This is a genomic window from Pseudomonas sp. P5_B3, assembly GCF_056400405.1.
In genome coordinates, this window is sequence record NZ_JBFULI010000089.1 from 1 (window position 1) to 12,980 (window position 12,980).

Sequence of the window (12,980 nt, forward strand, 5' to 3'; positions counted from 1 at the left end):
GTTCAGCGGTGGTCAGGTCCTCGACCTGCCAATGATTCCGGTGGCCTGACACCCATCAAAACTGTGGGAGCGAGCTTGCTCGCGATGAAGCCCTGCCAGCCAACAGAGATGTTGAATGCAAGACTGCCATCGCGAGCAAGCTCGCTCCCACAGGGTTTGTGTACTACATATCGACCTTGTGTTTGGCCGTATACAGACACAGCATCTCCATTGCCAGCACGGYTCAGCGGTGSTCAGGTCCTCGACCTGCCAATGATTCCGGTGGCCTGACACCCATCAAAMCTGTGGGAGCGAGCTTGCTCGCGATGAAGCCCTGCCAGCCAACAGAGATGTTGAATGCAAGACYGCCATCGCGAGCAAGCTCGCTCCCACAGGGTTTGTGTACTACATATCGACCTTATGTTTGGCCGTATACAGACACAGCATCTCCATTGCCAGCACGGYTCAGCGGTGGTCAGGTCCTCGACCTGCCAATGATTCCGGTRGCCTGACACCCATCAAACCTGTGGGAGCGAGCTTGCTCGCGATGAGGCCATGCCAGCCAACAGAGATGTTGAATGCAAGACCGCCATCGCGAGCAAGCTCGCTCCCACAGGGTTTGTGTACTACATATCGACCTTGTGCCTGGCCGCATACAGACACAGCATCTCCATCGCCAGCGTCGCCGCCGCCAGTGACGTGATCTCTGCGCTGTCATAGGCCGGCGCCACTTCCACCACGTCCATGCCCACCAGATTGATCCCGCGCAGTCCGCCGAGAATTTCCAGCGCCTGCACCGTGCTCAAGCCGCCGCACACCGGTGTTCCGGTGCCCGGAGCGAAGGCCGGATCGAGGCAGTCGATGTCGAAGGTCAAGTACACCGGGTTGTCGCCGACCCGCGCGCGAATAGCCTCGACAATCGCTTCGCAGCCACGGCGATGCACCTGCCGCGCGTCGAGCACTTGAAAGCCTTGATGATCATCGTTGGTGGTGCGCAAGCCGATTTGTACCGAGCGTGACGGGTCCACCAGCCCTTCCCTGGCCGCGTGCCAGAACATGGTGCCGTGATCGATGCGCTTGCCCTCTTCGTCCGGCCAGGTGTCGCTGTGGGCGTCGAAGTGGATCAGCGACAACGCCCCGTGCTTGCGGGCATGGGCCTTGAGCAGCGGATAGGTGATGAAATGGTCGCCACCAAAAGTCAGCATCGCCGTGCCGGCATTGAGGATGCGTTCAGCGTGGGCCTCGATGCATTCCGGTGTCGACTGCGGCGAGCCGAAATCGAAGTCGCAATCGCCGTAGTCGATCACCGCCAGGTGATCGAACGGGTCGAAGGTCCATGGCCAGTGCCGTTCCCAGGCAATTCCGGTCGAGGCCGCACGAATGCCACGTGGTCCGAAGCGTGCGCCGGGGCGGTTGCTGGTGGCCGTATCGAACGGCACACCACTGACCGCCACATCGACCCCGCGCAAGTCGCGGCTGTAGCGCCGGCGCATGAAACTGGTGATGCCACCGTAGGTACTTTCGGCGGCCGTGCCGTAAAGGCTGTCACGGGTGATAGCTTGATCGTTCTGCATCGGAACGTCCATTGAAGGCTCCTTCTCTTTTCTTATTGGCGGCTACGGAAAGTGGTCCACAAGCGGGTGCGCTGGCGCATGTCCTTGAGGCTCATGCTGCGGTCGGCGTAAAGCCGGTCACGCACATCGGCGGGTGGGTAAATGTCCGGATCTGTGCGCACTGCCTCATCCACCAGCGGCGTGGCGGCCTGGTTGGCGGTGGCAAAAAATAGCGTGTTGGTCAGCGCCGCGACGGACTCGGGGCGCAACATGAATTCGATGAACTGGCGGGCAGCCTCGGGGTGTGGCGCGTCCTTGGGGATCGCCAGGTTGTCCTGCCACACGATGGTGCCTTCCCTGGGAATCCGGTAGGCGATTTCATAGGGCTTGTTGGCCTTGCGTGCCTGGTCGGCGGCCATGCTGGCGTCACCGTTGTAGGTCAGCGCAAGGCAGATGCTGCCATTGGCCAGATCGTTGATCTGCCGCCCGCTGGCGACGTAAAGCACCGAGGGTTGCAACTGATGCAATAACGTTTGGGCCGCGTCGAGATCAATCTTGTCGGTGCTGTACGGATCCTTGCCCAGATAATGCAAGGCCAGGCCGATCACTTCCTGTGGTGAATCAATGACCGCGATGCCACAGTCCTTCAGCTTGCTGGCGTATTCCGGTTTGAACAGCAGGTCCAGGCTGTTGAGCGGTACATTCGGCAGGCGTTTGTTCACCTCCTCGACATTCATCCCGAGCCCCAGGGTGCCCCAGGTATAGGGCACGCCATAGCGATTACCGGGATCGACCGCGGCCATCTTTTCCAACAGGTCGGGATCAAGATTGGCGTAGCCCTTCAGGCCCTCATGGGGGATGGCCTTGAGCGCACCTGCCGCCAGGCCGCGCGCCAGTACACTGGACGACGGGACGACCACGTCGTACCCGCTGCCACCGGTGAGCAGCTTGGTTTCCAGTATCTCCGGCGCATCGAAGGTGTCGTAGCGCACATGGATGCCCGTCTCCTGCTCGAACCGTTGCAGGGTTTCGGGGGCGACGTAATCGGCCCAACTGTACAGATTGACCACCTTGTCCTCGGCCTGGGCCGAAGCGGCAACGACGAGCAACAGCGCGGGTAAACACAGCTTGAACATGGGAGCCATGACGAACACCTGACCAGAGGAAGTGGTTGCAGGATGCGTCGTTGGATACATTGGTAAAATATCAAGTTAATTAACCTGACTTTATGACGGAGTAATGTTTGATGCTCGGCCAACTGCATGATCTGGATCTGCAATTATTGCGGCTGTTCGTCAGCGTGGTGGAGTGCGGCGGCTTCAGCGCAGCCCAGGGCGAGTTGGGGTTGAGCCAGTCGAGCATCAGCCAGCAAATGGCCAAACTGGAAACCCGCCTTGGCTATCGCTTGTGCAGTCGCGGCAAGGGCGGATTCAAGATCACTCCCAAGGGCGAGCAATTGCTCAGCGCCACCCGTGGACTGTTCGAGTCCATCGAAGCCTTCCGTCATCAATCCAACGGCGTGGCCGGACGCCTGATCGGCGAAGTGCGTCTGGGCCTGTCCGAAGCCCTGGATCAATCGGTGCTGCAACGGGTGGCCGAAGCAATCCGGCGCTTCCGTGAGCGGGACGAGTCGGTGCGTATCGAGCTGATCAGCGCCATGCCCGGCGAGATGGAACGCCTGCTGCTGCAACAGCGGCTGGACCTGGCCATCGGCTACTTCTCGCAAGTACAAAGTGCGTTTGACTACCGCGAACTGTTCATTGAAACCCAGCACCTGTATTGCGCCCCCGGCCATCCACTGTTCACCAACACGAACCCGATCGATCAGGACCTGCAGGCCAGCGACCGGGTCGATCACCCCTACCGTTTCCTGCGCAGTGACGAACCCTTTCAGGGCAAGCGGTGTTCGGCGCGCTCCGAACAGGTCGAAGGCACCCTCGCCTTCATCCTTTCCGGCAAGCATGTGGGTTATTTGCCCAGCCACTTTGCCCGTGGCTGGGAAGACAAAGGTCTGCTCAGGGCCGTGCGTCGCGGCGACATGAGTTTCGATGTCGCGTTTCATCTGGCCCGGCACCGGGCACAGGTGGCCGGCGATGCGCAGAAGGCATTCGAAGAGGACCTGCTCGCGGCGTTTGCCTGAATACGTCGTGGTCTACGCTGTAACAGTACCGGACACAGACATGCAAAAATGCACAGATAACCTGCACTTATCCGGGTTGTACAAGGCAAATTTGCACTGATACGATCCGTCATCGCTCGCGCGCGAGCATCTCGATAAAGAACAATAAAAGCAGGGAGTTAGTGATGACTGCTCAGGTTTCATCGAAGGGGGCGCTGCCCATGGAGGCCATGCAAAACGAAGTGCTGGCCGAGGTTCGCAACCACATTGGTCACCTGACCCTCAACCGCCCCGCCGGCCTCAACGCCCTGACCCTGGACATGGTGCGCAGCCTGCACCGCCAGCTCGACGCCTGGGCCCAGGATTCGCGAGTGCATGCCGTGGTCCTGCGCGGTGCCGGGGAAAAAGCCTTCTGCGCCGGCGGCGACATACGCTCGCTGTATGACAGTTTCAAAAGCGGCGACACCCTGCACGAAGATTTCTTCGTCGAGGAATACGCCCTCGACCTCGCGATCCACCATTACCGCAAACCGGTGCTGGCCCTGATGGACGGTTTTGTCCTCGGCGGCGGTATGGGCCTGGTGCAAGGCGCAGACTTGCGCGTGGTTACTGAAAAAAGCCGTCTGGCGATGCCGGAAGTCGGCATTGGCTACTTCCCCGACGTCGGCGGCAGCTACTTCCTGGCGCGCATTCCCGGTGAACTGGGAATTTACCTCGGCGTCAGCGGCGCACAGATTCGCGCCGCCGATGCGCTGTATTGCGGGCTGGCGGACTGGTACCTGGAAAGCGACAAACTGGGCGCCCTGGACGAGAAACTTGACCAGCTCGAATGGCACGACACGCCGCTCAAGGACCTGCAAGGCCTGTTGGCGAAATTCGCGGTGCAGCAACTGCCTGATGCGCCACTGGCGACTTTGCGCCCGGCCATCGACCACTTCTTCGCCCTACCCGATGTGCCGAGTATTGTGGAGCAACTGCGTCAGGTCACGGTCGCCGACAGCCATGAGTGGGCCGTCACCACCGCCAACCTGCTGGAAACCCGCTCGCCGCTGGCCATGGCCGTGACCCTGGAAATGCTCCGTCGCGGACGCGAGCTGCCCCTTGAACAATGCTTCGCCCTTGAGCTGCATCTGGACCGCCAGTGGTTCGAGCGCGGCGACCTGATCGAAGGCGTGCGCGCCTTGCTGATCGACAAAGACAAGACACCCCGTTGGAACCCGCCCACCCTCCAGGCGCTGGACGCCGAACACGTGGCGAGCTTCTTCAGCGGGTTTGACCAGAGCGAGAGCTGAGCCATGCACGATATCGAATTGAGCGAAGAACAAGTCATGATCCGCGACATGGCCCGGGATTTTGCCCGCGGCGAAATCGCGCCCCATGCCCAGGCCTGGGAAAAGGCCGGCTGGATCGACGACGGTCTGGTGGCGAAGATGGGCGAACTCGGCTTGTTGGGCATGGTTGTGCCCGAGGAATGGGGTGGCACCTATGTCGACTACGTCGCCTACGCCCTGGCGGTAGAAGAGATTTCCGCCGGCGACGGTGCTACCGGCGCTTTCATGAGCATCCACAACTCCGTGGGCTGCGGGCCGGTACTCAACTACGGCAGCGAAGAACAGAAACAGACCTGGCTGGCGGACCTGGCCAGCGGAAAGGTTATCGGCTGCTTCTGCCTGACCGAACCCCAGGCCGGTTCCGAGGCACACAACCTGCGCACCCGTGCCGAACTGCGCGACGGCCAGTGGGTGATCAACGGCGCCAAGCAATTCGTCAGCAACGGCAAGCGCGCCAAGCTCGCAATTGTATTTGCCGTGACCGATCCGGACCTGGGCAAGCGTGGCATCTCGGCGTTCCTGGTACCCACCGACACCGCCGGTTTTATCGTCGATCGCACCGAACACAAGATGGGCATCCGTGCTTCCGACACCTGCGCGGTGACCCTGAACGACTGCACCATTCCCGAAGCCAATCTGCTGGGCGAACGCGGCAAGGGTCTGGCCATCGCCTTGTCCAACCTCGAAGGCGGGCGAATCGGCATCGCAGCTCAAGCACTCGGCATCGCTCGCGCGGCGTTCGAAGCGGCGCTGGCCTACTCCCGTGATCGGGTACAGTTTGGCAAGACGATCAATGAACACCAGAGCATCGCCAATTTGCTGGCCGACATGCACATGCAACTCAACGCGGCGCGACTGATGATCCTGCACGCCGCGCGCCTGCGCACGGCCGGCAAACCCTGCCTGTCGGAGGCCTCACAGGCCAAGCTGTTTGCTTCGGAAATGGCGGAAAAGGTCTGCTCGTCCGCCATTCAGATTCATGGCGGGTATGGGTACCTGGAAGACTATCCGGTGGAGAAGTACTACCGGGATGCGCGGATCACGCAGATCTACGAAGGGTCCAGCGAGATTCAGCGGATGGTGATTGCCCGCGAACTGAAGAACTATCTGGTGTGAAGCCCTGTAGGAGCGAGCTCGCTCGCGATGGAGGTCAACGATGACGCGGGGCACCTGAATCAACCCGGTGCCCTCAGGTTTTTCGCGAGCAGGCTCGCTCCTACAAGGGATCGTGTAAACACTGAGATCCAATGTGGGAGCGAGCYTGCTCGCGATAGCGTCAGCAGTAACGCCGCATCACTTGCCTTGGAACTCAGCCTCGCGCTTGGCAATAAACGCCGCCATCCCTTCCTTCTGATCCTGCGTCGCAAACGCCGCATGGAACACTCGACGCTCAAAGCGCACGCCTTCGGCCAGGCTCACTTCAAAGGCACGGTTGACGCTTTCCTTGACCATCATCGCAATCGGCAGCGACTTCTTGGCGATCAATGCCGCGACTTTCAGCGCTTCATCCAGCAACTCATCGCTCGGCACGATACGCGCGACAATCCCGCAACGCTCCGCTTCCACGGCATCGATCAAGCGGCCGCTCAGGCACATTTCCATGGCCTTGGCCTTGCCCACCGCACGGGTCAGGCGCTGGGTGCCGCCCATGCCCGGCAGCACGCCGAGGTTGATTTCCGGCTGGCCGAATCTGGCGTTGTCGCCGGCCAGAATGAAGTCGCACATCAGCGCCAGCTCACAGCCGCCACCCAGGGCGAAACCGTTGACCGCCGCGATGATCGGCTTGCGGCGGTTGGCCACGCGGTCGCTGTCGCTGAACAGGTCGTCGATGTAGATCTGCGGATAGGTCAGCTCGGCCATTTCCTTGATATCGGCACCGGCGGCGAAGGCTTTTTTCGATCCGGTCAGGACGATGCAGCCGATGTTCGAGTCAGCCTCGAAGCCATCGAGGGCCTGGTTCAGTTCGCTGACGATCTGTGCGTTCAACGCGTTCAGCGCTTGTGGCCGGTTGAGGGTAATCAGGCCCACGCGGCCGTGGGTTTCCAGCAAAATCGTTTCATAGCTCACAGGGGACTCCTTCTTATAAATTGCGCGAAATGACCATGCGCTGAATATCGCTGGTGCCTTCGTAGATCTGGCAGACCCGCACGTCGCGGTAGATCCGCTCCAGCGGGAAGTCGTTGAGGTAACCATAACCGCCGAGGGTTTGCAGCGCCGAGGAGCATACCTTCTCGGCCATTTCCGAGGCGAACAACTTGGCCATCGAAGCCTCGACCAAAGCCGGTTTGCCACTGTCACGCAGGGCGGCGGCGTAATGCACCATTTGCCGCGCCACGGCGATCTGGGTCGCCATGTCCGCCAGGCGGAACGCCACGGCCTGGTGCTCGATGATTGGCTTGCCGAAACTCTCACGCTCACGGGCGTAGTCACGAGCTGCTTCGAAAGCAGCGCGGGCCATGCCCACCGATTGCGAAGCGATGCCGACGCGACCGCCTTCAAGGTTGGCCAGGGCAATCCTGTAGCCTTCGCCCTCCTCGCCCAAACGGTTGGCCACCGGCACCTTCACGTTTTCGAAGAGAATCTGGCAGGTGTCGGACGCATGCTGACCGAGTTTGTCTTCGACCCGCGCAACGGTGTAGCCCGGCGAATCGGTCGGCACGATAAACGCGCTGATGCCACGCTTGCCAGCGCTCGGATCTGTCACGGCAAACACGATCACCACCCCGGCATTCTGCCCGGAGGTGATGAACTGCTTGCAGCCGTTGAGCACGTAGTGATCGCCTTCCAGGCGCGCACGGGTTTTCAGGCCACTGGCGTCGGAACCAGCCTGGGGTTCGGTCAGGGCGAACGCGCCGAGCATCGCACCGCTGGCCAGCGGTTTGAGGAAGCGCTCCTTCTGATCGTCGTTGCCGTACTTGAGGATCGGCACACAACCCACGGAGTTGTGCACGCTCATGATGGTCGAGCAGGCGCCATCGCCGGCAGCGATTTCTTCCAGGGCCATGGCGTAGGCCAGGTAACCGGTGTCGCATCCGCCCCACTGCTCCGGCACCAGCATGCCGAAGAAGCCCAGCGCGGCCATCTCGCCGATGGCTTCCTTGGGAAAGCGATGCTCGCGGTCCCACTCGGCGGCGAAGGGTTTCAGCCGTTCCTGGGCAAAGTCCCGGGCCATGTCGCGGATTTGTGTTTGATCGTCATTGGGGATCATGGTGAATCCTTGAAGTTTAATTGCCCCCTGTAGGAGCGAGCCTGCTCGCGAAGAACGTCAGGGCACCGCGTTCCTCCAGGCACCCCGCGTCATCGTTAACGCCCATCGCGAGCAGGCTCGCTCCTACAAGGGACTGCGTAGTCAGTAGAGGCATTCCACGGCCATGGCCGTCGCTTCACCGCCGCCGATGCAAATCGCCGCAACGCCGCGCTTCAAGCCTTTCTGGCGCAGGGCCGAAAGCAGGGTCACCAGAATCCGCGCACCGGACGCCCCGATCGGGTGACCGAGGGCGCAAGCGCCGCCGTGCACGTTGAGTTTCTCGTGGGGGATTTCCAGATGAGTCATCGCCGCCATGCCGACCACGGCGAAGGCTTCGTTGACTTCCACCAGATCGACGTCATTGAGCGACCAGCCGGTTTTCTTCATCAACTTCTTGATTGCGCCAATTGGCGCCACTGGAAACAGACCCGGGGTGTCGGCGAACGCGGCGTGGCCATGAATCACCGCCAAGGGTTTCAGGCCTTGCTTCTGTGCCTGGGACTGGCGCATCAGCACCAGCGCGGCCGCACCGTCGGAGATCGAACTGGAGTTGGCCGCCGTCACCGTACCGCCTTCACGAAACGCCGGCTTCAGCGAAGCGATCTTGTCCAGTTTGGCTTTTGGCGGCTGCTCATCATTGCTGATCACCACTTGCTCTTTGCCAACTGTCACGGTGAGCGGGACGATTTCGGCCTTGAAGCTGCCGTCCTTGATCGCCTGTTGGGCGCGGGTGGTCGAGGCGATGGCGAACGCGTCCTGGGCTTCACGGCTGAAGCTGTTGGTTTCGGCGCAGTCTTCGGCGAAGGTGCCCATCAGGCGGCCCTTGTCGTAGGCGTCTTCGAGGCCGTCGAGGAACATCGAGTCCTGCACCCGGCCATGGCCCATGCGGTAGCCGGCACGGGCACGGTCCAGCAGGTAGGGCGCGTTGGACATGCTTTCCATGCCACCGGCGACCACGATGTCGGCACTGCCCGCCACCAACATGTCGTGGGCCAGGATCGTCGCTTCCATGCCCGAACCGCACATCTTGTTCAGGGTGGTGCAGCGGGTCGATTTATCCAGCCCCGCACCCAGCGCCGCTTGACGCGCGGGCGCCTGGCCCTGCCCCGCAGGCAGTACGCAGCCGAACAGCACTTCGTCGATGGAATCACTGGCGACCCCGGCGCGTTCAACCGCAGCCTTGATGGCTGCAGCGCCAAGTTGCGGCGCCGTCAGGCTTTTCAGATCGCCCTGAAAACCACCCATCGGGGTACGGACGGCGCTGACGATTACAATCGGATCATTGGACATTGTCATGACAAATCCTCCTTATTTGGCGGCCATGCGCAAGGCACCGTCGAGACGGATCACCTCGCCATTGAGCATGCTGTTTTCAATGATATGCCTGACCAGCCCTGCGTACTCGGCCGGTTTGCCCAGGCGTGGCGGGAACGGCACGCCGGCGGCCAGGGAATCGCGGACTTCCTGGGTCATGCCAGCCATCATCGGCGTTTCGAAGATGCCGGGGGCGATCGTCATGACACGGATGCCGAAGCGCGCCAGTTCTCGGGCCGCCGGCAAGGTGAGGCTGACAATCGCGCCCTTGGACGCCGAGTAAGCCGCCTGGCCAATCTGGCCGTCGTAAGCCGCCGCAGAAGCGGTGTTGATGATCACGCCGCGCTCGCCATCGGCATCCGCTTCGGTCTCGGCAATCGCCGCTGCCGCGAGGCGCAGCATGTTGAAACTGCCGATCAGGTTAACGTTGATCACCTGGCTGAAACTGTCCAGCGCGTGTGGACCGTTCTTGCCGAGAATCTTCTCGCCACGCACGATGCCGGCGCAGTTGACCAGACCATTGAGGCCGCCGAAGGCCTTGACCGTCGCCTGCACGGCCGCTTCGGCCGCCGCTTCGTTGCTGATGTCCGCCACCACGCTGTGCGCGCCAAGGCGCTGGGCCTGGGCTGCAACGGCTTCGGCGTTCATGTCCACCAGCATCACTTTCGCGCCAGCGGCAACCAACACCTCGGCAGTAGCTGCACCGAGGCCGGAAGCGCCACCGGTGACGATAAAAATCTTGTTCTCGATCTGCATCATTGTTTCCCTGGATTCAAGCTGGAACGTTCTTCGCCGCGGCCTCTTGAGCCTTGGCGATTTCCTGGTTGCGCAAGATAAAGCGCTGCAATTTGCCGCTTGGGGTTTTCGGCAATTCGCTGACAAATTCGATTTCACGGGGGTACGAGTGCGCCGCCAGACGCTTGCGCACGTGCTGACGCAGCTCTTCGGCCAACTCGGGGGCGGCGCGGTATTGCGGACTGAGCACGACGAAGGCCTTGACCAGTTCGGTGCGCTCCGGATCGGGTTTGCCGACCACGGCGGCCTCGACTACGGCCGGGTGTTCGATCAGGGCACTTTCCACGTCGAACGGACCGACCCGGTAGCCGGAGGTGGTGATCACGTCATCGCTGCGACCGACGAAGCTGATGCTGCCGTCCGGGTTCCACTCGACGGTGTCGCCACTCAGGTAATAGTTACCGACAAAGGCCTTGGTCGGCCCGCCTTCGTAGCCGGCGAACCAGCACATCGGCGATTGGCTGCGGTCGATGGCCAGGATGCCCGGCTGGCCAACGCCCAGTTCCTGGTATTCGTCATCCAGTACCACGATACGGTGGCCCGGCGAGGCAAATCCGGCGGCGCCCATGTGAATCGGATGCTCAAGGCCGTGGTGGTTGCACAGCACCATGCCCAGTTCGGTCTGGCCGTAGTGGTCGTGGATGACCACGTCGAGGTTATCGGCGAACCAGCGGATCACTTCCGGGTTCAGCGGCTCGCCGGCGCTGCTGACTATGCGCAGCTTGCCCTTGATCGATTTGGCGAATTCATCGCCGCCGGCAATCAGCAAACGGTAGGCCGTCGGCGAACCGGTGAGGTTGGTAATCCCGTATTTGTTGATCACCCGGCAGGTGCTTTCGAGGGTGAACGGGCCGTCGTAAAAGGTGATCGGGTGCCCCATGGACATGGGGCCCGTGACACCGAAATAAATGCCGTAGGCCCAACCCGGATCGGCGACGTTCCAGAACGCGTCTTCCGGGCGCAGATCCACCGCATCGCGGGTGTAGCTCTGGAACGCAACGATGGCCTTGAGCGGCACCGACAGTGCTTTCGACGGGCCGGTGGTGCCCGAGGTGAACATCAGCAGGAACGGATCTTCCCCGGTCAGCAGCACCGGTTCACAGTCGGCGGAATAGTTGGCCAGTTCGGCCCAGAAACTGAAATCGCCGCGAACCAGGCCCTGCCCTTTGGGGCCGGTGACGGTCACCGTGGTCGGGCAATCGGCGACTTCGGCCAGTTTCGGCCGGTTCACCCCATCGGTGACCACCACTTTGGCGCCAGAGCAGCTCAGACGGTGCTCGATGGCTTTGGGACCGAACGCGGTAAACAGCGGTTGATACACCGCGCCGATGCGCCAGGTGGCGAACACGGTGATCAACAATTCGATATTGCGTGGCAACAGGCCGGCCACCTTGTCGCCTTTCTTCACGCCCTGGGCCTGCATGAAATTGGCGAAACGCGCGGCCTTGTCCTGCAGTTCGGTGAAGGTGTAAGCCGCGCTGCTGCCGTCGCGGCCTTCCCAGAACAGCGCGATGCGACCCGGCAAGGCATGCCGGTCACAGCATTCGACACAGGCGTTGAGGGCCGTCAGATTGCCTGCGAGTGCGGCATCGACGGTGTGCTGATAATTGAACTGAGAAGTAGCAGACAAGTAATCGCGCATTGCCAGAATCCCTCTGTGTTTTTTATTAGGTTGGGGGGAACCGTAATCAACAGGGAAATACTCGCTCTGCGCGGGGTGCCGGGCAATGGTCAAAGCTATCAAGTTGTCTGACTGCTTTGGCCAAAGCCCGCAGGGCATCAAGCGATGAAGTGCACCCCGGGTTTGGCGCGCTCGTCCACGGTCAGCTCGAACACATCCGGGCGGGCGTAGTGGCCGACCACGTCAAAGTCATAACGGGCGCGTACCAGGTCGTCGGTGTCGATTTGTGCAGTGAGCAGACCGGCGCTGTCGCGCAGAGGTCCGGCGAGGATGTCGCCCATGGGACCGACGATCACGCTGCCGCCGGCAATCAACGGCCGATCCGCCGGCCAGTTGGCGATGTCCAGGCCCTGGGCTTGCGGCGATGCCTGGACCTGGCAGGCGCTGACCACGAAGCAACGCCCCTCATGGGCAATGTGGCGCATGCTGACTTGCCACATCTCCCGTTCGTCCACGGTCGGCGCGCACCATACCTCCACGCCCTTGGCGTACATCGCCGTGCGCAGCAGCGGCATCATGTTTTCCCAGCACACCACCGCGCCGACGCGCCCGACCTGGCTGTCGATCACCGGCAAGGTCGAGCCATCGCCCTTGCCCCAGATCAGCCGTTCGGTACCGGTGGGCATCAGCTTGCGGTGTTTGGCCAGCAGCCCGGCCTGCGGATCGAAGTACAGCGCGGTGCAGTACAAGGTGCTGCCGGCGCGCTCGATCACGCCGATCACCAGATTGGCCCCCGTGCGTGCGGACAGCCCCACCAGCGCCTCGGTTTCGACACCGGGCACGTCAATGGCATTGGCGAAATAGCGGGCAAAGGCTTCGCGCCCTTCCGGCAGGCGATAGCCCAGCTGCGTGCCAAAGCCCTCGCCTTTGGGATAACCACCCAGCAGCGCTTCGGGCATCACCACCAACCCGGCGCCGGATTCGATGATCGCGTTTTCATAGGACAGGATCAGTTCCAGGG

General features: G+C 61.8%; 11 protein-coding genes and 1 pseudogene. 4 read left to right on the forward strand and 8 right to left on the reverse strand.

Going from position 1 to position 12,980, the window contains the following annotated elements:
- Positions 1–605: 605 nt before the first annotated feature.
- Together speB and AC1DRN_RS28890 are read right to left on the reverse strand one after the other, a co-directional pair.
- Positions 606–1,565: an agmatinase gene (speB, locus tag AC1DRN_RS28885; RefSeq protein ID WP_457265983.1), complete on the reverse strand. Its 960-nt coding sequence runs from the start codon at positions 1,563–1,565 to the stop codon at positions 606–608.
- A 20-nt stretch (positions 1,566–1,585) separates the two neighbouring features.
- On the reverse strand, positions 1,586–2,677 hold the full coding sequence (locus AC1DRN_RS28890; protein WP_223463895.1) for a polyamine ABC transporter substrate-binding protein: 1,092 nt from the start codon (positions 2,675–2,677) through the stop codon (positions 1,586–1,588).
- Between the two features lie 101 nt (positions 2,678–2,778).
- Between AC1DRN_RS28890 and AC1DRN_RS28895 the strand changes: the two genes are divergently transcribed.
- The 4 genes and pseudogenes from AC1DRN_RS28895 to AC1DRN_RS28910 all read left to right on the forward strand — a co-directional run.
- A complete protein-coding gene (locus tag AC1DRN_RS28895; protein WP_223463894.1) occupies positions 2,779–3,672 on the forward strand; it encodes a LysR family transcriptional regulator in 894 nt (297 codons plus the stop codon).
- A 164-nt stretch (positions 3,673–3,836) separates the two neighbouring features.
- A complete protein-coding gene (locus tag AC1DRN_RS28900) occupies positions 3,837–4,943 on the forward strand; it encodes an enoyl-CoA hydratase/isomerase family protein (RefSeq protein ID WP_223463893.1) in 1,107 nt (368 codons plus the stop codon).
- A 3-nt stretch (positions 4,944–4,946) separates the two neighbouring features.
- Positions 4,947–6,098, forward strand: coding sequence for an acyl-CoA dehydrogenase family protein (locus AC1DRN_RS28905; protein ID WP_108217480.1), 1,152 nt, complete (start codon positions 4,947–4,949; stop codon positions 6,096–6,098).
- Between the two features lie 27 nt (positions 6,099–6,125).
- Positions 6,126–6,203: pseudogene (locus tag AC1DRN_RS28910) on the forward strand (outer membrane lipoprotein carrier protein LolA); the annotation flags it as partial.
- A gap of 72 nt (positions 6,204–6,275) precedes the next feature.
- Here AC1DRN_RS28910 and AC1DRN_RS28915 read toward each other — a convergent pair.
- From AC1DRN_RS28915 to AC1DRN_RS28940, 6 genes are all read right to left on the reverse strand, one after another.
- Positions 6,276–7,049 carry an enoyl-CoA hydratase gene (locus AC1DRN_RS28915; RefSeq protein WP_057714717.1) on the reverse strand — a complete coding sequence of 258 codons (774 nt, stop codon included), beginning with the start codon at positions 7,047–7,049 and terminating at the stop codon, positions 6,276–6,278.
- A gap of 13 nt (positions 7,050–7,062) precedes the next feature.
- Entirely contained in the window at positions 7,063–8,190 is a 1,128-nt protein-coding gene (locus AC1DRN_RS28920) for an acyl-CoA dehydrogenase (protein WP_457265982.1), read from the reverse strand.
- A 141-nt stretch (positions 8,191–8,331) separates the two neighbouring features.
- Positions 8,332–9,525: an acetyl-CoA C-acyltransferase gene (locus tag AC1DRN_RS28925; protein WP_457265981.1), complete on the reverse strand. Its 1,194-nt coding sequence runs from the start codon at positions 9,523–9,525 to the stop codon at positions 8,332–8,334.
- 12 nt (positions 9,526–9,537) lie between these two features.
- The gene (locus AC1DRN_RS28930) at positions 9,538–10,299 is read right to left on the reverse strand and encodes an SDR family NAD(P)-dependent oxidoreductase (RefSeq protein ID WP_223463890.1); all 762 of its coding nucleotides are present in this window, start codon (positions 10,297–10,299) and stop codon (positions 9,538–9,540) included.
- 16 nt (positions 10,300–10,315) lie between these two features.
- Positions 10,316–11,980, reverse strand: a complete 1,665-nt coding sequence (locus AC1DRN_RS28935; RefSeq protein WP_457265980.1) for an AMP-binding protein — start codon at positions 11,978–11,980, stop codon at positions 10,316–10,318.
- Positions 11,981–12,117: 137 nt separating this feature from the next.
- Positions 12,118–12,980: carbon-nitrogen hydrolase family protein (locus AC1DRN_RS28940; protein ID WP_477786882.1), on the reverse strand; the 863-nt coding region annotated here is incomplete at its 5' end.

What these genes read in the sequence shown, in the direction of transcription:
- speB (WP_457265983.1), bottom strand. Translation starts at nt 1,565, where the DNA reads ATGGACGTTCCGATGCAGAACGATCAAGCTATCACCCGTGACAGCCTT.
- AC1DRN_RS28930 (WP_223463890.1), bottom strand. Translation starts at nt 10,299, where the DNA reads ATGCAGATCGAGAACAAGATTTTTATCGTCACCGGTGGCGCTTCCGGC.
- AC1DRN_RS28920 (WP_457265982.1), bottom strand. Translation starts at nt 8,190, where the DNA reads ATGATCCCCAATGACGATCAAACACAAATCCGCGACATGGCCCGGGAC.
- AC1DRN_RS28935 (WP_457265980.1), bottom strand. Translation starts at nt 11,980, where the DNA reads ATGCGCGATTACTTGTCTGCTACTTCTCAGTTCAATTATCAGCACACC.
- AC1DRN_RS28925 (WP_457265981.1), bottom strand. Translation starts at nt 9,525, where the DNA reads ATGACAATGTCCAATGATCCGATTGTAATCGTCAGCGCCGTCCGTACC.
- AC1DRN_RS28890 (WP_223463895.1), bottom strand. Translation starts at nt 2,677, where the DNA reads ATGGCTCCCATGTTCAAGCTGTGTTTACCCGCGCTGTTGCTCGTCGTT.
- AC1DRN_RS28905 (WP_108217480.1), top strand. Translation starts at nt 4,947, where the DNA reads ATGCACGATATCGAATTGAGCGAAGAACAAGTCATGATCCGCGACATG.
- AC1DRN_RS28900 (WP_223463893.1), top strand. Translation starts at nt 3,837, where the DNA reads ATGACTGCTCAGGTTTCATCGAAGGGGGCGCTGCCCATGGAGGCCATG.
- AC1DRN_RS28895 (WP_223463894.1), top strand. Translation starts at nt 2,779, where the DNA reads ATGCTCGGCCAACTGCATGATCTGGATCTGCAATTATTGCGGCTGTTC.